Here is an 18403-nt window from a genome sequence, read left to right on the forward strand (position 1 = left end):
ACAAACCAAAACCAGATGGCCTTCCAATGGCCGCAAATTTAAACCGGACAGTAGTGGGCTTGTCCCGAGGATCTGCAACCGGTTGATTTAATTCGACGTGGTTAGATCCTTGGGACAAGCGCAAGGATGACGGAGAGGTTAAGCGCCCGCGCCGGAGCCGCTTTCTCTAGGCAACCCGCCCGGGAACTAGTTCAGCTTCAGTTCCATACACGTCAAATCCAGCCAGCGGCCGAACTTGGTGCCGACTTCCGAAAACCGGCCGACGATCCTGAAGCCGAGGCTTTCATGCAGGCGGATGGAGGCGGTATTTTCCGCCTCGATGGCGGCGATCAGCACATGCACGTCGTTGCCGGAGGCATGATCGATCAACGCCTGCATCAGCTTCTTGCCGATGCCGTGGCCGCGCGCATCCTTATGCACATAGACCGAATGTTCGCGGGTGTGGCGATAACCGTCGAAAGCGCGCCAGTCGCCATAGGAAGCATAACCTGCGACCTTGCCGTCGAGGATTGCGACGATGACCGGAAAGCCGCGTGACTTGCGGGCGGCGAACCATTCCCTGCGGTTTTCCAGATCGACCAGCACGTCGTTCCAGATCGCGGTCGTATTCAGCACCGCATCATTGTAAATCTCCATGATGCCGGAGAGATCGTCCACGGTCGCGTCGCGCAGTTGCACGCTCATTGTCGTTCACCCTTTTTCCTGCTCGCAGCGGCGGTATTTTCGGCCGCCATCTGCACGAGGATTAGGCGATGATGCGAATGGCTGTCCAGTACCCATCCCGCCATCGGGGCGCATTCTTCAGGATGCCAGCGGCACGAGGCTGAAGGAGGTGACCACGGCGAAATAATGAACGGCGGCGGCGGCGACCACGAAAGCGTGCCAGATGGCATTCTGGAAGCGCAGCTTTTCCCAGACATGGAAGATGACGCCGAGCGAATAGATGACGCCGCCGGCGACGATCAGCCAGAGCGTGACGGGTGCCAGATGCGACGACAGCGGCCCGACCACCATGACGCCGCTCCAGCCCATGGCGAGATAAAGGCCGATGGCGACCCGGTCGTAACGGCCGGGAAACAGGCATTTGAGAAGGATGCCGCACAGCGCCGCAAGCCAGATCAGCCCCAGCATGACGGCGATCAGCGGATCGTGGATGCCGCGCATCAGAAAGGGCGTATAGGTGGCGGCGATGAGAATGAAGATCGCCGAATGATCCAGCCGGCGCAGGAACCATTTCACCCTGGAGTGCGGCCAGATATTATAGGTGAAGGATACGGAGAGACAGGCGACGAGGCCGAGACCGTAAATCCATGCGGCGGCGATCGCGCTGAGCGTCCCCCAGGCGGTCGCGTAGAAAATCAGCGCCGTGGCGCCGATAAGCGCAAACACGATGCCGACACCATGGACGATGCCGTCGGCGACAATCTCGTGAAAATCATACTGGCGCCCGAACCGCCACAAATCGCTCATAGTCCAATCCCGTCTGCGTGCTTTCCTCAAAGCATGGAGACAATATTAGACAGGAACAAGACAGCGCCCGGTTAACGGCAATCAAATTGCGTTCGAGGCTGTTGCGAAAGGAGAGGTGCAGGTTGCCCTGCGGCCGAACAATTGCCTGTGGAGCGAGCGGTAGACGCTTGTTTCTTCTCCCCGCCGGGGAGAAGTCCGCGGCAGCGGGATGAGGGGGCAAGGGTAGATGTGTTCGGAGAGCTTGCCCCCTCATCCGGCCCTTCGGGCCACCTTCTCCCCGGCGGGGAGAAGAAACCCAGTCACGCTTTCCCCTGCCCTCACAACGCCGCAGCGCATTCCTGGCAAAACGGCGTATAGGGCACCGCCTTCAGCCGATCCTCCGAAATACGCTTGCCGCATTTGACACAGGTGCCGAAGGTGCCGCTGGCGATACGGTCGAGGGCTGCGTCGATGGCGCGCAGCTCGTCCTGACCCACCTGCCCCAGCTCGTCCAGCACCTCGTCATTGCTGCGTTCGGTGGCGCGATCCTCGTCATCGGGATTGCGAGGCTCTTCGAAATCGGCTTCGATTTTGTGCAGGCGGCGATAAAGCTCGCGCTGGCGGTCACGCAGGATTTTCTCGTAACTTTCGACATTCATGTTTTTTCCTCCAGCCGATCTTCTTGTATCGTCGCATTTCCAGACGGAAAACCGGATTCCAGTTTTCCTTGGAATGCTTGGGGGCGGAAAACCCGCCCGCAACGCTAAAACGTCAGGCTTTTATCGGTCCACCAGCACCGAGCATTTGGCGTGGCGCACCACGCGGTCGGCGGTGGCGCCGATGAAATAATTGCTGAAATCCGGCGTGTGCGACGCGATGATGATGAGGTCGGCCTTGTGTTCCTCGGCGGCGGCGATGATTTCACGCGCGGGCGCGCCGCTTCTGATTTCCTGGCTGCCCTTGAAACCGGCTCTGGTCTTGATGTCCGAAAGCTTGGTCTTGGCGTCCTTGATGGCGTTTTCGATCAGGTCGACAGGCAGGTCGATCGCCATATAGCCCGGCAGTTCCTCGACAACATTGATGAGAACGATCTCGCCGTCCGGGTCCAGAAGCGCCTTGGCCTTTTCGAGAATCTTTTCCCCCTTGTCGGTGGCGCTGAGGTCTACCGGTACGATGATCTTCTTGTACATGGCTGTCTCCTTTGGCTTGATCCGCCGTTTAGCGTGTCGGGCTAGGCTTATATTTCCCCTTCGGCACGGCCTTCACCTTGATCGAAGTCAAAGCCGGAGCCGGGCCGGAACGGGGCATTGTCAACGAATAGTGGACGGTCAATCGCCAGACGACGATCTTTGCTGAACGACGAAACCAGCCCATATTCGCCTTCGACAAACGCCGCAAAGCGGCGTCGGCCGATGGTTTCGGCGACCGATCCGCCCCAGGGCGCTTCGGATTCAATATGGAGATCATGATGAGTGAAATCAAACAATTCGCCCTGACGCGGCCGGCCTATGTCGGCCAGGCGCATCTCGTCGTTCACGATCTGCCGCGCGTTTCGGATTTCTACCAGAAGATCATCGGCCTTTCCGTTCTTGAAAAGAACCCGAGCGGTGAAGTGCTGGGTGTCGGCGGCCAACCGCTGCTTACGCTTTCCACCTCCAGCACGGCGGAACGCGCGCCGCGCAACGCCGCAGGCCTGTTCCACACCGCCTTCCTGATGCCGAGCCGGAACGATCTGGCCCATTGGCTGGCGCATGCCGCCCATAACAATGTCCAGTTTCAGGGCGCGTCCGACCATCTGGTCAGCGAGGCGATCTATCTTGCCGACCCGGAAGGCAACGGCATCGAAGTCTATCGCGACCGTTCGCCGGATGAATGGACCTATCAGCAGGACGGCACGGTGGAGATGGCCACCCTCGGCCTCAACCTTCAGGCGCTTTACGACAGCGCGCCGAAGACGGCCTTTACCGGGGCGGTGGAAGGAACAGCCATCGGCCACATCCATCTGCAGGTGGGCAATATTCCGCAGGCGGATGAATTTTATCAGGATGTGCTGGGGCTGAAGATCATGGCGCGTTATCCCGGCGCGAGCTTCTTCGGCTCCGGGGCCTATCACCACCATGTGGCCGCCAATATCTGGAACAGCCGTGGAGCCATGGCCCGCAAGGACAACATGACCGGCCTTTCCGGCTATTCGCTGACCTTCAACGAGCCGGCCGCGCTTGAGACGGCGATTGCCGCACTCGACCGGCTGGAAATCGCCACAGAGCGGCAAAGTGACGGCATTGTCCTCAAAGATCCGTGGGGCATCGGCCTAAAGCTTTCCGCCTAAACGCAAAAAAGGGGCCGCGGAAATTTTCGCCGCCCCGGAACCGCCACATTTTTCGAACGTTTGTCACCTTATTGGGGGACCGTTCGATGAATGAAAATGCCAGGCCGGACAAGACCGGCAGCTTGGTCAACACCGCGGCAACCGCTGCGGCAACAAGAGCGGACCCGCTGGAGGTGCCAGCTTCCGGCTCACGGCGTGACGATGTGCGCAGCCAGCAGCCGCTTGGCCGCGAAGCGCTGGATGTGGTCGTCGCCTGGTCGGTGATCGGCATCTTCCTTATCATGCTGATGGCGGTCATCCACGAATTGTCGCTCATCCTCATTCCGGTGGTGATGGCCATCGTGGTGGGAATGATCCTCGGCATCGCCGCCGAAAAGCTCGGTTCCTGCGGCATTCCCGGCTTCGGCGTCGCGCTCATTCTATCGAGCCTCGTGGCGGTGGTGATGTTCTTCGTGGTCAATTCGCTGACCGAGCCGCTCTCGCTTCTCGCTTCGGAAGGGCCGGCGCTGGTGGAGCGCAGCATCGACCGTTTCCTGCCCTATCTGCAAAGCCTCAGATGGCTGAATATTTCGGCGGCGAGCTTCAGTCTGGGCTCGATGTCGATGGAATCTTTGATTTCGCGCAGCGGTGAAATCATCTCGCTGCTCGGCGCCAACATCACGCCCGCCGTCATTCAGGGCCTGATCTTTCTCGCCGCGCTGCTGATGTTCCTCTATAGCCGGCTGCGGCTGCGCAAGGCGATCATCATGGCCTTTCCGGCCCGCCACCAGCGGCTTCGCACCATCCGTATCATCGGTTCGGTGGAAGAGGTGCTCGGCACCTATTTCGCCACGGCGGCGCTGATCTATGCCGGGCTGGGCGTGACGATGGTGGTCATCGCCTATTTCGGCGGACTGGCCATGCCGCTTCTGTGGGGGCTCTTCGCCTTCCTCTCCAGCTTCGTGCCGTTTCTCGGCATCACCGCCATGACGATTTCGCTGACGGTGGCGGGCATCATCACCCATGACAACATCATTCTGGCGCTGCTGCCGGCGGCGATCTTCTTTACCATTCACCTGTTGATGGAAAACCTCGCCTTTCCGGCGGTGGTGGGCCGCAACATGGAGATAAACCCCTTCCTCGTCTTCGTGATGATCATCTTCTGGACGTGGATGTGGGGCGCGGCCGGGGCCATGCTGGCGCTGCCGCTGTCGCTGATCGTCATGACGGTGACGCGGGAACTCTTCCCCTCACGCCGGGTGGTGCCCAAACTACCGGATTGACCGGCGGTTTTCCGGCGGCCGGCGCGTGGGGTTTACCCCCCTCTGCCCTGCCGGGCATCTCCCCCTCAAGGGGGGAGATCGATCTGCGGCGAGGTTTCGCCCATCTCAACGTTGAGAATGAAATGGCGTTAGCGCGTCCTGCCGATCTCCCCCCTTGAGGGGGAGATGCCCGGCAGGGCAGAGGGGGGTAAGCCACACCCGCCGGCCGTCAATCGACAATCTCATGAAAACCAGCAGTCAGACCGCTCAGGAAGCGAGCGGCATTCCCTGCGCCTGCGCACTCGCCATGCGGCGCTCGTGCTCGATCAGCCATTTCTTGCGCCACAGCCCGCCGCCATAGCCGGTCAGGCTGCCATCCGCGCCCAGTACACGGTGGCACGGAACGACAATCGCAATCTGGTTCGCGCCATTGGCGCGCGCGACCGCGCGCACGGCGGATGACCTGTCCATGGCGGTTGCGAGGGAGGAATAGCTGACGATCTCACCCGCCGGTATTTCCCGCAGGTTGCGCCAGACGTCGCGCTCGAAGGGCGTGCCATGGCCGGCAAGACGCGTTTCGAAGGCAGCCGAACGCCCGGCGAAATAGGCCTTGAGTTCCGCTTCGATCTGGCCGGTCACAGCCGTCCGGCCAAGCACCATATCCGCGCCGGTGCGCGTCTTCAGTCGCTTCAGTTCGGCTGGAAGCGCCGGCCGGTCGGCGAATTCGAGGAGATGCAGGGCATGATCGTCGGCGACCGCGAGCATCGGGCCAATCGGCGTATCGATCCAGTCGCCCTTCAAAAACCCCTTGCCTTTCATGGCGGCGGGCGAAGAGCCGAAGAACTGGTTGATGGCAGAGCGGAAGCCGCTGCCGGATTCGTAACCGGCGTCGATCTGCGCGCCTATCACTGCTTCGCCGGAAGCAAGGCTTTCCGCCGCATCGCCTACCCGCCGCAATCTGGCGATTTCCAGAAAGCTCATGCCGAAACGGCGCTTGAAGGTGCGACGCACGGTGGAAGGATCATGGCCCATCGCCACCACGTCCTCCTCGCGCCAGCGCCGCGCCGGTTCGTTTTCCAGCGCCGTCAGCAGCGATGTCACGGTCTCATCGGCGGAGCCATAGGCAAGCATCGGCTTGCAGCGCTTGCAGGGGCGGAAACCGGCTTCCAGACATTCGGCGATGGTCTCGCGGAACCGGCAGTTTTCGATCTTCGGCTTGCGCGCCGTGCAGGTGAAGCGGCAGAAAATCTTCGTCGACGTCACACACACATAGGCCACGCCCTCATAGGCGGGGTCCTTGTTCACAAGGGCGGAATAGAGCGTTTCGGTGTCGGGGCATTTGAACAGCATCATGGGAAGGATGCTAGCGCAAATTTAAACGGCACGCCGCCGAAAAACGGGCATGGATGTGAGGGATGTTGTCGGCTCGTTTCGTCCACGCCGTTTGGCCAAGCCGGTGCGGCATATTTCTTCTCCCCGCCGGGGAGAAGAAACGGGCGGCAACCTTGCGGATCAATTCCCCGGCGGTGCGAAGGACGGATCGTCCAGCCTTGTGAAAATCACGCCGCGCGCTTTCAGCGCCAGAAGGCCCTTCACCACGCCCTCGCCCGCTTCATGGGTGGGCTGGTTGATGTGGGAGATGATAACATCGCCATCCTTGGCGGAAGCGATGTGTTTCGCCGTCATGGCCGCACCCAGCAGCGAGCCGCCATCGCCATTGACGGAATAACCGGCCACCCGCATGCCGAGCCGGTTGATGGTGGCCATGGAGGACCTGGTGTATTTGGCCGTCGCACCCCGGAACCATTGCGGCTGGAGGCCGGTGGCGGCGACGATGGCCTGACGGCCACCCTCCACTTCCTGCTCGACCGCCGCTTCAGAGCCGGCGGCGGCGATGCCGTAGATGGACACCGGCTTATCAACTGCCGGCACATGGTTTTCGCCATGGTTTTCGATCTCGAACAGATCCGGATGCGCCATGAGCGTGGCCAGCGCCTCGCTATTATGTTTCAGCCAGCGGGCGGTGACGAAGATCGTCGCCGGAATGCGCTCCTTCACCAGCGTATCCAGAATGCGGTGGTCGGTCTTGCCCATGCAGGCGTCCAGCGTCATCGTCACCCGCACCTTGCCGTCATGCTGCGGCGACATTTTCAGCGTCGGCTCGACAAGGCCAGTCCCCGCAAAGGCGGCGGAAGAAGCGCAGAAAAATAGGGTGGCGATGAAGAGACGACGCAGCATTTTATGTTCCGGAGTTTGAGAGGTGGCAATCCGCCCGCAAAGCGCCCGAATTAAGGCGCGGTTTCCAGTGCCGACAGGGCCTCCAGCGCCTCTTCCACCCGCTGGCGTTCGGCGCTGGTGAGCGGCAGGATCGGCCGGGGCGGTTCGCTTACCGTTAGCGACAGGATGTTGGCAGCGGCATAAACCACGCGGATGCTGCCGAATTCCTTGAACAGCGCCCAGAGCGGCTGGAAGGCCGCATCGATCCGTTTGACCTCTTCCGCATTGGCGGCCTGAGCCGCCCGCATCAACCGCAGGGCCGGAACCGGCAGCAGGCCGGCGACGACGCTATACCATGTGTCGCCGCCGGCAAGCGTGGCGTCAGCGCAGCCCCAGTCGCCGCTGTAACCGACGGCGAAATCTTGCCCCAGCTTGGGCCTCAGCCGCGCAAGTTCACCGGCATAATCGGAATCGGCCGGCAGCGGCATCTTGATGGCGCGGATATTGGGGATATAGGCAAGCCGCACCAGAAGCTCGTCGCTGAAGGCAAAGCGGGTCGTGGTGGGATTATTGTAGATGGCGAGCGGCAGAGCCGTCGCACCCGCCACGGCGGCGAAATGGTGATAGGCCTCTTCCTGCGTCAGCGGCGTATAGGAGACGGGTGCGAGCAGCAGCGCATCCGCGCCGGCCGCTTCCGCATCCCTGGCGAGCGCCACGGCGTCATCGGTGCGCAATGCGCCGACGCCGGCCATCAATATGCGCTTGCCCTTGAGGATGGCGGCGGCGGCCTCGATGGCGCGACGTCTCTCCGCGCGCGACAAATACATATAGATGCCGGTGCTGCCGAGAATGCCGATGGAATCCACCTCGGCCGCATCAAGCCGCTCGATGAGGGCGGAAAAGGCCTGCGTGTCGACCTGCCCGGCCTCGTCGGCCGGCGTGATCGGAAAAGCCGAAAGTCCCTTGAATCGTGTCGCCATGCCCATCTCCCTCGCTTTGATCGGCAAGCAGGGTTACAGAGCCGGTGGCGGAGCGGCAAGAAAAGCGGAGGCTAAACCCCTACCGGCAACCGAAAAATTCCGTGCTCAGTCATAAAGATACAACTTCTTCCACTGCTCTTCGGGAATTTTATCGCCCACGCGGTAGTCGAAGGACTGGATGCTGAGACTGTCGCTCTTCAGCTGGCACTTGTATTTGAGCTTGTACCATTCGCCCGCGCTCCTGAAGACTGCGCCCGGCGCCTTGATGGAGTTCTTTCCCACTTCCGGATCGCCGAAAGTATAGGCGATGACCTTGTCCGGCCGCATGCCCTTCTGCTCGGTCGCTATCCTTTCCATCGCCTCGATATCGCAGCGCTGTTCCAGCCGCTCCTCGGGGGCAAGCGCGTTCAACTGCCGCATGACGCTGGCGTCGATCGCGAAGGCGGGGGTGAAGGTCTGCAAGCCAAGGAAAAAGGCAGAAAGGGCAGCGGGAAGAAGCTTTCGCATGGGATCCTGTCAGTTTTTTCGTTTGTTCTTGTGGTGGGCGGCAGGCCGGGCGGCCTGCATCCATCATCGCTGATTTGCCGGATATTGCCAAAATGTGATCGAAAGCTGACGAAATTGTGCCCAAGCCGCATTCCGCCTGTGGAGATTTGAAACTTGATCGGCCGCAAGGCCCGCTCTACATCTTGGTGCCGCCCAAGAATTCTTCATACGAAAGCGAGTTTCCCTTGCCGATTTTCAAGAACCTGCCCACCGCCCCGACCGCCGAAAAAAGGCCCGTTCAGGACACGCATCACGGCATTACCCGCACCGACGATTATGCATGGTTCCGGGCCGATAACTGGCAGGCCATGTTCAAGGACCCGACCCTGCTCGACCCGTCGATCCGCGCCCATCTGGAAGCGGAAAACGCCTATATGGAAGCGGCCATGGGGGACACCAGGGCGCTTCAGGAAAAGCTGTTTACGGAAATGAAGGGCCGCATCAAGCAGGATGATTCCTCCGTGCCGGTCAATGACGGGCCTTATGCTTACGGGACATTGTTCGTGACCGGCGGCGAGCAGCCGCATTATTTCCGCACCCCGCGCGGCGGCGGCGAAAAACACGTGCTGCTGAACGGCGACAAGGAGGCCGAGGGCAAGGATTATTTCCGTCTCGCCGGTCTCGACCAGTCCTCCGATCACAGCCACGGCATCTGGGGTTATGACGACAAGGGCTCGGAATATTTCACCCTGCGCATCCGCAACCTCGAAACCGGCGAAGACCTTGCCGATATCGTGGAAAACACCGGCGGCGGCGGCGCATGGGCGCCCGATGGCAAGAGCTTCTTCTATACGCTGCAGGACGAGAACCACCGTCCCTCCAAGGTCTTCCACCATATCATCGGCGAGCCGCAATCGTCCGACCGGCTGGTCTATGAGGAAAAGGATCCCGGTTTCTTCATGGGCGTCGGCGCGTCGGTGCTCGACGATTTCATCTTCATCGACATTCACGACCATGAGACCAGCGAATATCGCATTCTCTCCACCAAAGACCTGACGGCCGAGCCTGCTATCGTGGCGGAGCGCGAAGAGGGCATCGAATATTCGATGTGCGAAGGCGGCGATGTCTTCTTCATCCTCACCAATGACGGCGACGCCAAGGATTTCCGCATCGTGGAAGCGCCGGTGACATCGCCCGGCAAGGAAAACTGGAAAGAAGTCGTGCCGCATGAGCCGGGCCGACTCATTCTCTCCGTCGATGCCTATGCCCGCCACCTGATCTGGCTGGAACGCCGCGACGGCCTGCCGCGCATCGTCATCCGCGACCGCCGCACCGGCGAGGAACATTCCATCGCCTTTGCCGAAGAGGCCTATTCGCTCGGCCTGCATGGCGCGGCGGAATATGACACCGATGTCATCCGCTTCTCCTATTCCTCGATGACGACGCCGAGCCAGCTGTTCGATTACGACATGGTGACGCGCGAGCGCACGCTGCTGAAGACGCAGGAAGTACCCTCCGGCCACAATCCGGATGATTACATCACCCGTCGCATCATGGCCCCGGCGCATGATGGCGAGCTGGTGCCGGTCTCCCTGCTCTATCGCAAGGATGTGGCGCTTAACGGTTCCGCCCCTTGCCTGCTCTATGGTTATGGCGCTTACGGCATCACCATTCCCGCCTCCTTCTCCACCACCACACTGTCGCTTGCCGACCGTGGTTTCATCTATGCCATCGCCCATATTCGCGGCGGCAAGGACAAGGGTTTCGAATGGTACGAAACCGGCAAGATGGAAGCCAAGCAGAACACCTTCAAGGACTTCATCGCCGCTGCCGATCATCTGGTTCAGGAAGGTTTCACCTCCTATGAGGGCATCATCGCCGAAGGCGGCTCGGCCGGGGGTATGCTGATGGGAGCCGTTGCCAATATGGCGCCGGAGAAATTCGCCGGCATCATCGCCGCCGTTCCCTTCGTGGATGTGCTGACCACCATGCTTGATGACACTTTGCCGCTCACCCCGCCGGAATGGCCGGAATGGGGCAATCCGCTGGAATCGGCAGAGGAATATGGCTGGATCGCCGCCTACAGCCCCTATGACAATGTCGGTGCGAAACCTTACCCGCCGATTCTCGCGCTTTCCGGCCTCACCGATCCGCGCGTGACCTATTGGGAGCCCACCAAATGGGTGGCGAAGCTGCGTGAGAAGACCACGGGGGAAGCGCCCATCCTGCTGAAAACCAACATGGCGGCGGGCCATGGCGGCAAATCGGGCCGTTTCCAGCGGCTGGAAGAAATTGCCTTCGAATATGCCTTCGCGCTGAAGGTGGCCGGCAAGGACGCCGCATGACCCGCTGATGGCGGAACGGGCGGCGGAGAGCCGTCGTCCGTTCCGAAAACAGTATAAAAATACCCTTCGAAAACCCGTTTCTGAATATTTTTTCCATAAAATCGCGCCGGTATTTTTTCTTTAAATACCACTTTACTGCATAACGGATTTTTATTTCAAACTACTGAAATTCAAAATACACCTCAGTAAATTACAAATATATTTTCAGTATTACGCCGGACGGAAAAATGTTCCGGGAATCGAACGCATGGCTGCGATGCGCCATTTCGCGTTGCAATATCACTTTTTGGCCGTATTATGCCGGTCGTTGACATATTCATGCGCCTTTTCGCCGCATCTCCTGCGGCAATGCCGCAGCGTGTTCTGCGGATATTCTTCCTGCCGTCTTTTTTCGGCTTTTCCACGCGCCATGTCAGTTCGCCCTTGGCAATCCGGGCTTTGCAGTGCTCCCGCTTTGCCAATTGAAAACACTGCATCAGACTTGGGGGTCTTACACCATGAAGAAACTCCTGGCCTCGACCATTCTCGTAACGGGCTTTACCATCGCTGCCGGTGCAGCAAATTCCGCCAATGCCGCCGAAGCGTGCGGCAGCATCACCATCGCCGAAATGAACTGGGCATCCGCCGGTGTCGCGGCTTACGTCGACAAGTTCATCATGGAAAACGGCTATGACTGCACGGTCAATGTCGTCAGCGGCGATACCATGCCGACCTTTGCCTCCATGAACGAAAAAGGCCAGCCGGACATGGCGCCCGAATTGTGGGTGAACGCTGTGCGCGAGCCGCTCGACGCCGCCGTCAAGGACGGCCGCATGATCGAGGCATCGAAAATTCTTTCCGAAGGCGGTATCGAAGGCTGGTGGATCCCGAAATTCATCGCCGACGCGCACCCCGACATCAAGACCGTCGAGGATGCGCTGAAACATCCCGAACTTTTCCCCGCGCCGGAGGACGCCAGCAAGGGCGCCGTGCACAATTGCCCCTCCGGCTGGAACTGCCAGGTGACCACCGCCAATCTCTACAAGGCGCGCGAGGGCGACAAGAAGGGCTTCACGCTGGTCGACACCGGCTCTGCCGCCGGCCTCGACGGCTCCATCGCCAATGCCTTTGAAAAGAAGCGGGGCTGGCTCGGCTATTACTGGTCGCCCACTGCCATTCTCGGCAAATATGAAATGGTGAAGCTGGATGACGGCGTCGAGCTCGACCGCGCCCATTTCGACGACTGCACGGCGAAGGTCGATTGCGCAGCGCCGAAGGTCAATGCCTATCCGGTTGCCGATGTCTATACCGTCATCACCAAGGACTTCGAAAGCAAGGCCGGCGTGACGCTGGACTACATCAAGGCCCGCAACTGGGACAACAAGACGGTCGCCGAAATCCTCGCCTGGATGGATGAGAACCAGGGCACCAACGAGGATGGCGCGGAATATTTCCTCGAGAACCACGAGGACATCTGGACGAAGTGGGTTCCGGCCGAGGTGGCGGAGAAGATCAAGGCTTCGATGTGATTGCTGGCGGGGTTGGCGCAAGCCGCTTACCCCCTCTGCCCTGCCGGGCATCTCCCCCTCAAGGGGGGAGATCGGCTGGGCACGCTTTCACCGCTTCATCCTCAACCATCGAGATAGGCGAGACCTTGCCGCAGATCGATCTCCCCCCTTGAGGGGGAGATGTCCGGCAGGACAGAGGGGGGTGCCCGCGCACTCCAACCTCCACCACCCATCCCCCAAAACCCAAAGGGAAAACAACAATAATGGCCCTCTGCACTTACCTGCCGGACATGCTCTGCAAGTTCCCGGCCATCGACAATTCCACGATGCGTGTGGCACGCAAGACCATCGATGATGGTTTTCGCGATATCGTGCGCAATTACGGCGATGCGATCGATGTGATCGTGCATCCGCTGCAGCTCTTCCTCAATTCCTCGGAGCGGCTGTTCATCCAGACACCGTGGATCATCACGCTCCTCATCATTCTCGCCATCGTGCATCTGGCCGGTCGCAGCTTCAGGATTACCGGCGGCACGGCGCTCGCCCTGCTGATGATCGGCGCCGTCGGCCTCTGGCGCGACGCCATGACGACGCTCTCCATCGTCGCCATCGCCACCCTGATCGCCATCGTCATCGGCCTGCCGCTCGGCATCCTGATGGGACGTTCCGAACGCCTGCAACGCCTCATCAATCCCGTGCTCGACGTGATGCAGACCCTGCCAAGCTTCGTTTATCTCATCCCCGTGGTGGTGATTTTCGGCATCGGCAAGGTTCCGGGCCTGATCGCAGTGGTGATCTATGCCATTCCGCCCGTCATCCGCCTCACCAGTCTCGGCATCCGCCTGGTGGATCGGGAGGTGCTTGAGGCGGCCGATGCCTTCGGCTCCTCCAACGGCCAGAAGCTGTTCAATGTGCAGCTGCCGCTGGCGCTGCCCACCATCATGACCGGCATCAACCAGACCATCATGATGGCGCTCGCCATGGTCGTCGTCGCCTCCATGGTCGGTGTCGGCGGGCTCGGCAAAAACGTGCTGCAGGCCATCAACAACCAGTTCTTCACGGTGGGCTTCCTGAACGGTTTCGCTCTGGTCGCCATCGCCATCATGTTCGACCGGGCAAGCCAGGCTTACGGCAAGCGCCTGCAGAAATACCGCGAGGTCTCCCATGGCTAAAAGCATCGAAATCCGCAACCTTTACAAGATCTTCGGCAAGCATCCCGAGAAGTACCTCGAAGCGGTGCGATCCGGCATGGACAAGGCCGAACTGAACGACAGGCACAACCACGTTCTCGGTCTCAACAACATCAACATCACCATGCCGGGCGGTAAGATCACCGTCGTCATGGGGCTGTCAGGCTCCGGCAAGTCGACGCTGATCCGCCATATCAACCGGCTGATCGACCCGACCGCCGGCGAAGTGCTTTACGACGGCGAGGACATTTGCGGTATGAGCACCTCGGCGCTCAGGCAATTCCGCCGCCACAAGACGGCGATGGTGTTCCAGAAATTCGGCCTTCTGCCGCACCGCACCGTGCTGGAAAACAGCGTCTACGGGCTCGACATTCAGGGCGTGCCGCGCAGTAAGAGCGAGGAAAAGGGCCGCTACTGGCTGGAACGCGTCGGCCTTGCCGGTTACGAGGATTATTATCCGAACCAGCTTTCCGGCGGAATGCAGCAGCGCGTCGGCCTTGCCCGTGCGCTTGCCAATGACGCCGATATCCTTCTGATGGACGAGGCCTATTCGGCGCTCGACCCGCTGATCCGCGTCGACATGCAGACCATGCTGCTCGATCTGCAGCAGGAGCTGAAGAAGACCGTGGTGTTCATCACCCACGATCTGGACGAGGCGCTCAGGCTCGGCGACCATATCGCCATTCTCAAAGACGGCGAAGTGGTGCAGCAGGGCGACGGCCAGAGCATCATTCTCTCTCCGGCCGATGGTTACGTCACCGAGTTCGTGCGCGACGTCAATCGCGGCCGCGTGCTGCAGGCGACCACGGTGATGGAGCCGCTGGAAAGCCGCCCCGAGGGCATGCCCGTGCCGGAAAACGCGACGCTGGAAACGATTGCCCGCGACATGTCGGAAGCCAACGAGACGACCGCCCATGTGGTGGACGAGGACGGCAAACCGGTCGGCAGCATCGGCCTCGATACGCTGGTGGCTGCGATGGTGACCCCCGCGCCGCAGGATGTTGAGGCGGAGGCGGAAACGGCGGAGGAGCCGGAGAAGCTCCTGGAAGCGGCTATGCCTGTGGAGAAGGAAACGGCGTAATCCGGCGCCGGACGGATTGGCCGCGTCCGCGAGATTTCCTCTTTCCGTCATACCGGCCTTGAGCCGGTATCCAGCCAGCCCAAGTCCTTGGGCTGAAAGGACTCTCTCGCCGCGCAGACGTGCGGCGGCTGGATGCCAGATCAAGGCGGAATGACGGGAGTGAGGTGTTCACGGCGCCAGAAATTTAACCCGGACTGCAATGCCGCGAGGGACAAAGCTGGCAATCGCCTCCTGCCCCGCCCCCCTTATGCAAAAACGAAGCAGTACTTCGCCTGCTGTCAACCCTCGGCAGTCGCTGCAGCGCAGCAAGCGCAAGTTTCGGACAAGTCGCCGCCGTTAACCATTCGTTAACTTTTGAACGCGGAATCACCGACATGCAGATCGAAAGCAATATTGGCGGATATAACTATCAGGGTCGCATCCGCGACATCGAAAAAGCTGGCAGCGCTCAAAGCGCGCCGGAGGAGCAGGCGGTAAAACGCGGCCCCGGCAATCCCACCGTTTCCAGCACCATTCTTTCCCAGTCGCTGGCCAATGTTCTGTGGGCCGTCGGCAATGGCAGTGCGCCCGCTTATCAGGATACGACCGCGGCTTCCCCCGAGGACAAGGCGGAAGCCGAGGTCGAATGGGTGCGCAGCGCCTATTCGGAATATACCGAATAGGCGATTCCAATCAGGCCCTTGCCGGGCTGACTTCCACCGTCACATGCGAGAGTTCATGTATGGCGGCAAGTTTCTGCTTATAAAAAGCCGGCGCTTTCGGCGCCTGCGAATGGATCGCCACGATGGCGGCGTGATGCCCCGGCCCTACCTGCCAGACATGCAGGTCGGTGATGCGATCCTCTTCCGTCTCCACGCTTTCACGGATTTCCTGCGGCAGATCCTCCGCCGGCGGCAGCGCATCGAGCAGTGTCGTCGCCGTGGAGCGGATCAGGCCCCATGACCAGCGGGCGATGACCAGACCGCCAACGATACCCATCAACGGATCAAGGAACGACCAGCCGTTCCACTTGCCGAGCAGCAGCGCGACGATGGCGAGAACCGACGTCAGCGCATCCGCCAGCACATGCAGATAGGCCGCGCGCAGATTGTTGTCCCGCCCGCCCTTTGCGCCGTGGTCCGCATGGTGACCGGCATGGGAGCCGTGATCGTGATGGGCGTGGCTGCCATGGCCATGATCGTGGTGATGGTCATCCTTCAAAAGCACGGCGCTGAGAAGATTGACGGCAAGGCCGATGATGGCGACGAGGATCGCCTGGTTGAAATCGATTTCGACAGGATCGATGAGGCGCATCGCGCTTTCGACGGCAATCAGCAGTGCCACCACAGCCAGTACGATGGCGCTGGCAAAACCCGCCAGATCGCCGAACTTGCCGGTGCCGAAGGTGAAGCGCGGATTGCGCGCCTCGCGGCGGGCATAAAGATAGGCGAGCGCCGAAATCAGCATCGCGCCGGCATGGGTGGACATGTGCCAGCCATCCGCCGTCAGCGCCATGGAGCCATACCAGTGGCCGGCGACGATTTCCGCCACCATCATCGCCGCGGTCAGCCCAATGACCATCCAGACGCGCCTTTCATTGCGCTCATGGTTCTGGCCAAGGAAAACATGGTCGTGACCGGCTGCTGCACGGTGTTCGGATGTCGTCGTCATGTCGCTAATCCTGTTCGCTTTTACCGTATGTAGGTCTTCAGCACCTGGGCGAGCTCTTCCGCCGCCCGCGCCCGCTCGTCTTCGTTTTCGGCATGCACCACATGCTCATGCAGATGCTCCTGCATCACCTCTCCGGTCAGGCCGGAAAGCGCGCCGCGCACCGAAGCGAGCAATTGCAGCACCTCGCCGCAGGGCTTGGCATCATCCAGTGCGCGCTCGACCGCCTCCATCTGCCCTTTCAGACGGCGGATGCGGGCCAGAAGCTTCTCCTTGTTGCGGATCGTATGGGACATGGGCACCTCATATACTATAGGGGGGTATAGTATATTGCCGCTATTTTTTGCGCAAGGCGTGCATGACGCAATCTTCGGGAATGTTTCGGACCTTAAAAATGCCCCATCAGAACTAGGGGACTCACAGTCATGACGACTATCGCAGCAACCAGCAGCATCAATTTCGCCTCTCCCGTCCGCGGCATCGCGCCTGCGCATAACCGGGAGAGCCAGTCTACCACCGAGGCTTTGCAGGAGCTGACGCGGGCGGCCCATCGCGCCATTTCGGTGGCAGGCAATGTCGCCACCACCGTCGCCCCGCTGGCCGGCGCCTCCGCGAGCCTCGCTGCTGCTCTCTGGAACATGGACAGCGGCGTTTCCGCCGCCACTGGCGCCAATGCTGAGGTGGCCGCTTCCGCCCAGCCAGATATGGCAAGCCTCGAATCGCAGATTCTGAAGGCACTGGCCCAGGCGCTTGGCGTCAACGACGCCGCTTAAGGCCATTGAACCGGGGACGGAAAAGCCATATCTCTAGAGACTGGAGATATGGAGAAAAAGATGCTGTCCATCGGTGAACTGTCCAAACGCACCGGCGTCAAGGTGCCGACTATTCGTTATTACGAGCAGATGGGCCTCATCCGCGAAGCCGACCGTTCGGACGGCAACCAGCGCCGCTACGAAAAGACCGACCTCGAAAGGCTGGCCTTCATCCGCCATGCGCGCGATCTCGGGCTGAACATCGACGCCATCCGCGAACTGATCGCGCTTAGCCAGCACCGGCAGATGCCCTGCGAGGGCGCGGACCGCATCGCCGCCGAACACCTCGCCCATGTGCGCGAGAAGATCGCCAGCCTGAAGAAGCTGGAGCATGAGCTGGAGCGGATCGTCTCCCATTGCCACGGCCATTCCATAGAGGATTGCTACGTCATCCGCGCGCTTTCCAATCACGGCATGTGCGAGGGCGAGCATTGATCGGAAAACCGGGCTTGACAGATTGCGGATTCGGGCGCATTGCATGTTCCATGATCAACGAACGCGCACCCATCTCCTGCTCGTACTTTTGGGCCTACCTTTAAGGGCGGCTCGACAGATCATATTGTCAACAAGCCGCCGTCAGGCGGCTTTGTTGTTTCTCAAGCGTCCTGACGGCACCGATAAGACCAAAGGACCGAAAAAATGACCGAAGATAGCTCCCTTACACTGGAAAGACCGCCCGTCGTCATCATTCGTGGCGCACGCAAGACGGATTTGCCCGAGCTCAACGAGATGATTACGCTGCTTGCCTCCTACCACGGCGATGCGGCGGCGATCACGCCGGCGAAACTGGAACGCGACCTGTTCGGCCCGCTGCCGTGGGTACATGGCCTCGTGGCCGAAGCCGATGGCGCGCTGATCGGTTACGCCCTGCTTCTGCCGCTCTACAGGGCGCAGGAAGGCCGGCGCGGGCTTGAGCTGCATCATCTCTTCGTGCGTGACGGGCATCGCGGCCATGGCACCGGCCAGCATCTTGTTTCCCGCGCCCGCGATATCGCCAAGCGTCTCGGTTGCGACTATCTTTCCGTCAGCGCCACGACCGGCAATGTGGCGGCGCATCGTTTCTACGAAAACATGGATTTCGCGCCCCGCCCGGTCACCGGCATGCGCTACATGCAGTCCATCGCCTGATTAAAACCACG

At 60.6% G+C, this 18403-nt stretch carries 21 protein-coding genes; 10 read left to right on the forward strand and 11 right to left on the reverse strand.

Features of this window, described 5'->3' with window-relative positions:
• Window positions 1-186 precede the first annotated feature (186 nt).
• From BTE54_RS00005 to BTE54_RS00025, 5 genes are all read right to left on the reverse strand, one after another.
• Window positions 187-684, reverse strand: coding sequence for a GNAT family N-acetyltransferase (locus tag BTE54_RS00005; protein WP_078051079.1), 498 nt, complete (start codon window positions 682-684; stop codon window positions 187-189).
• Window positions 685-801: 117 nt separating this feature from the next.
• A complete protein-coding gene (locus tag BTE54_RS00010; RefSeq protein WP_003522286.1) occupies window positions 802-1470 on the reverse strand; it encodes a hemolysin III family protein in 669 nt (222 codons plus the stop codon).
• Between the two features lie 317 nt (window positions 1471-1787).
• Window positions 1788-2108 (reverse strand): TraR/DksA C4-type zinc finger protein, encoded by a 321-nt coding sequence (locus tag BTE54_RS00015; RefSeq protein WP_035260908.1) that lies wholly within the window; start codon window positions 2106-2108, stop codon window positions 1788-1790.
• Window positions 2109-2228: 120 nt separating this feature from the next.
• A complete protein-coding gene (locus BTE54_RS00020) occupies window positions 2229-2639 on the reverse strand; it encodes a universal stress protein (protein ID WP_003522284.1) in 411 nt (136 codons plus the stop codon).
• Window positions 2640-2686: 47 nt separating this feature from the next.
• Window positions 2687-2935 carry a hypothetical protein gene (locus BTE54_RS00025; RefSeq protein WP_059753907.1) on the reverse strand — a complete coding sequence of 83 codons (249 nt, stop codon included), beginning with the start codon at window positions 2933-2935 and terminating at the stop codon, window positions 2687-2689.
• Here BTE54_RS00025 and BTE54_RS00030 point away from each other — a divergent pair.
• Together BTE54_RS00030 and BTE54_RS00035 are read left to right on the forward strand one after the other, a co-directional pair.
• Entirely contained in the window at window positions 2918-3778 is an 861-nt protein-coding gene (locus BTE54_RS00030; protein ID WP_078051466.1) for a VOC family protein, read from the forward strand. The two genes, BTE54_RS00025 and BTE54_RS00030, sit on opposite strands and share 18 nt — an antisense overlap.
• Window positions 3779-3864: 86 nt before the next feature.
• Entirely contained in the window at window positions 3865-5040 is a 1176-nt protein-coding gene (locus tag BTE54_RS00035) for an AI-2E family transporter (RefSeq protein ID WP_078051080.1), read from the forward strand.
• A gap of 246 nt (window positions 5041-5286) precedes the next feature.
• On the opposite strand, the gene BTE54_RS00040 is transcribed toward BTE54_RS00035, so the two are convergent.
• From BTE54_RS00040 to BTE54_RS00055, 4 genes are all read right to left on the reverse strand, one after another.
• Window positions 5287-6372 (reverse strand): trifunctional transcriptional activator/DNA repair protein Ada/methylated-DNA--[protein]-cysteine S-methyltransferase, encoded by a 1086-nt coding sequence (locus tag BTE54_RS00040; RefSeq protein ID WP_078051081.1) that lies wholly within the window; start codon window positions 6370-6372, stop codon window positions 5287-5289.
• Between the two features lie 159 nt (window positions 6373-6531).
• Window positions 6532-7257: a polysaccharide deacetylase family protein gene (locus tag BTE54_RS00045; protein WP_078051082.1), complete on the reverse strand. Its 726-nt coding sequence runs from the start codon at window positions 7255-7257 to the stop codon at window positions 6532-6534.
• Window positions 7258-7307: 50 nt separating this feature from the next.
• A complete protein-coding gene (locus tag BTE54_RS00050; RefSeq protein ID WP_078051468.1) occupies window positions 7308-8216 on the reverse strand; it encodes a dihydrodipicolinate synthase family protein in 909 nt (302 codons plus the stop codon).
• 105 nt (window positions 8217-8321) lie between these two features.
• Window positions 8322-8723: a DUF930 domain-containing protein gene (locus BTE54_RS00055; RefSeq protein ID WP_059753914.1), complete on the reverse strand. Its 402-nt coding sequence runs from the start codon at window positions 8721-8723 to the stop codon at window positions 8322-8324.
• Between the two features lie 224 nt (window positions 8724-8947).
• On the opposite strand from BTE54_RS00055, the gene BTE54_RS00060 reads away from it, so the two are divergent.
• The 5 genes from BTE54_RS00060 (at window position 8948) to BTE54_RS00085 (ending at window position 15467) form a co-directional block, all read left to right on the forward strand.
• A complete protein-coding gene (locus BTE54_RS00060) occupies window positions 8948-11047 on the forward strand; it encodes a S9 family peptidase (protein ID WP_078051469.1) in 2100 nt (699 codons plus the stop codon).
• A 497-nt stretch (window positions 11048-11544) separates the two neighbouring features.
• Window positions 11545-12555, forward strand: coding sequence for an ABC transporter substrate-binding protein (locus BTE54_RS00065; protein ID WP_078051083.1), 1011 nt, complete (start codon window positions 11545-11547; stop codon window positions 12553-12555).
• A gap of 242 nt (window positions 12556-12797) precedes the next feature.
• A complete protein-coding gene (locus BTE54_RS00070; RefSeq protein WP_078051084.1) occupies window positions 12798-13706 on the forward strand; it encodes a proline/glycine betaine ABC transporter permease in 909 nt (302 codons plus the stop codon).
• Window positions 13699-14805, forward strand: a complete 1107-nt coding sequence (locus BTE54_RS00075) for a glycine betaine/L-proline ABC transporter ATP-binding protein (RefSeq protein ID WP_078051085.1) — start codon at window positions 13699-13701, stop codon at window positions 14803-14805. The genes BTE54_RS00070 and BTE54_RS00075 overlap by 8 nt, the downstream gene beginning before the upstream one ends.
• A 374-nt stretch (window positions 14806-15179) precedes the next feature.
• Window positions 15180-15467, forward strand: coding sequence for a hypothetical protein (locus BTE54_RS00085; protein ID WP_065654236.1), 288 nt, complete (start codon window positions 15180-15182; stop codon window positions 15465-15467).
• 10 nt (window positions 15468-15477) lie between these two features.
• Here BTE54_RS00085 and dmeF read toward each other — a convergent pair whose 3' ends face one another.
• Window positions 15478-16455, reverse strand: coding sequence for a CDF family Co(II)/Ni(II) efflux transporter DmeF (gene dmeF / locus BTE54_RS00090; protein WP_078051086.1), 978 nt, complete (start codon window positions 16453-16455; stop codon window positions 15478-15480).
• Window positions 16456-16475: 20 nt separating this feature from the next.
• Entirely contained in the window at window positions 16476-16748 is a 273-nt protein-coding gene (gene dmeR, locus BTE54_RS00095; RefSeq protein WP_003509296.1) for a Ni(II)/Co(II)-sensing transcriptional repressor DmeR, read from the reverse strand.
• A 129-nt stretch (window positions 16749-16877) separates the two neighbouring features.
• Here dmeR and BTE54_RS25025 point away from each other — a divergent pair, with 129 nt between their 5' ends.
• The 3 genes from BTE54_RS25025 (at window position 16878) to BTE54_RS00110 (ending at window position 18392) form a co-directional block, all read left to right on the forward strand.
• Window positions 16878-17225: a hypothetical protein gene (locus tag BTE54_RS25025; RefSeq protein WP_161988023.1), complete on the forward strand. Its 348-nt coding sequence runs from the start codon at window positions 16878-16880 to the stop codon at window positions 17223-17225.
• Between the two features lie 60 nt (window positions 17226-17285).
• On the forward strand, window positions 17286-17699 hold the full coding sequence (locus BTE54_RS00105) for a helix-turn-helix domain-containing protein (protein WP_003522268.1): 414 nt from the start codon (window positions 17286-17288) through the stop codon (window positions 17697-17699).
• Between the two features lie 204 nt (window positions 17700-17903).
• On the forward strand, window positions 17904-18392 hold the full coding sequence (locus tag BTE54_RS00110) for a GNAT family N-acetyltransferase (protein ID WP_003509304.1): 489 nt from the start codon (window positions 17904-17906) through the stop codon (window positions 18390-18392).
• Window positions 18393-18403 lie beyond the last annotated feature (11 nt).

The organism is Agrobacterium sp. YIC 4121 (assembly GCF_002008205.1).
In the GTDB taxonomy this organism is placed as follows: Bacteria; Pseudomonadota; Alphaproteobacteria; order Rhizobiales; family Rhizobiaceae; genus Agrobacterium; species Agrobacterium leguminum.

Excerpts from the sequence above, each read along its gene's own strand:
- BTE54_RS00085 (WP_065654236.1), top strand. The coding sequence starts at position 15,180 with ATGCAGATCGAAAGCAATATTGGCGGATATAACTATCAGGGTCGCATC.
- BTE54_RS00045 (WP_078051082.1), bottom strand. The coding sequence starts at position 7,257 with ATGCTGCGTCGTCTCTTCATCGCCACCCTATTTTTCTGCGCTTCTTCC.
- BTE54_RS00055 (WP_059753914.1), bottom strand. The coding sequence starts at position 8,723 with ATGCGAAAGCTTCTTCCCGCTGCCCTTTCTGCCTTTTTCCTTGGCTTG.
- BTE54_RS00015 (WP_035260908.1), bottom strand. The coding sequence starts at position 2,108 with ATGAATGTCGAAAGTTACGAGAAAATCCTGCGTGACCGCCAGCGCGAG.
- BTE54_RS00105 (WP_003522268.1), top strand. The coding sequence starts at position 17,286 with ATGCTGTCCATCGGTGAACTGTCCAAACGCACCGGCGTCAAGGTGCCG.
- dmeF (WP_078051086.1), bottom strand. The coding sequence starts at position 16,455 with ATGACGACGACATCCGAACACCGTGCAGCAGCCGGTCACGACCATGTT.
- BTE54_RS25025 (WP_161988023.1), top strand. The coding sequence starts at position 16,878 with ATGACGACTATCGCAGCAACCAGCAGCATCAATTTCGCCTCTCCCGTC.
- BTE54_RS00110 (WP_003509304.1), top strand. The coding sequence starts at position 17,904 with ATGACCGAAGATAGCTCCCTTACACTGGAAAGACCGCCCGTCGTCATC.
- BTE54_RS00010 (WP_003522286.1), bottom strand. The coding sequence starts at position 1,470 with ATGAGCGATTTGTGGCGGTTCGGGCGCCAGTATGATTTTCACGAGATT.
- BTE54_RS00020 (WP_003522284.1), bottom strand. The coding sequence starts at position 2,639 with ATGTACAAGAAGATCATCGTACCGGTAGACCTCAGCGCCACCGACAAG.
- BTE54_RS00030 (WP_078051466.1), top strand. The coding sequence starts at position 2,918 with ATGAGTGAAATCAAACAATTCGCCCTGACGCGGCCGGCCTATGTCGGC.
- BTE54_RS00005 (WP_078051079.1), bottom strand. The coding sequence starts at position 684 with ATGAGCGTGCAACTGCGCGACGCGACCGTGGACGATCTCTCCGGCATC.
- BTE54_RS00040 (WP_078051081.1), bottom strand. The coding sequence starts at position 6,372 with ATGATGCTGTTCAAATGCCCCGACACCGAAACGCTCTATTCCGCCCTT.
- BTE54_RS00065 (WP_078051083.1), top strand. The coding sequence starts at position 11,545 with ATGAAGAAACTCCTGGCCTCGACCATTCTCGTAACGGGCTTTACCATC.
- dmeR (WP_003509296.1), bottom strand. The coding sequence starts at position 16,748 with ATGTCCCATACGATCCGCAACAAGGAGAAGCTTCTGGCCCGCATCCGC.
- BTE54_RS00075 (WP_078051085.1), top strand. The coding sequence starts at position 13,699 with ATGGCTAAAAGCATCGAAATCCGCAACCTTTACAAGATCTTCGGCAAG.
- BTE54_RS00035 (WP_078051080.1), top strand. The coding sequence starts at position 3,865 with ATGAATGAAAATGCCAGGCCGGACAAGACCGGCAGCTTGGTCAACACC.
- BTE54_RS00070 (WP_078051084.1), top strand. The coding sequence starts at position 12,798 with ATGGCCCTCTGCACTTACCTGCCGGACATGCTCTGCAAGTTCCCGGCC.
- BTE54_RS00050 (WP_078051468.1), bottom strand. The coding sequence starts at position 8,216 with ATGGCGACACGATTCAAGGGACTTTCGGCTTTTCCGATCACGCCGGCC.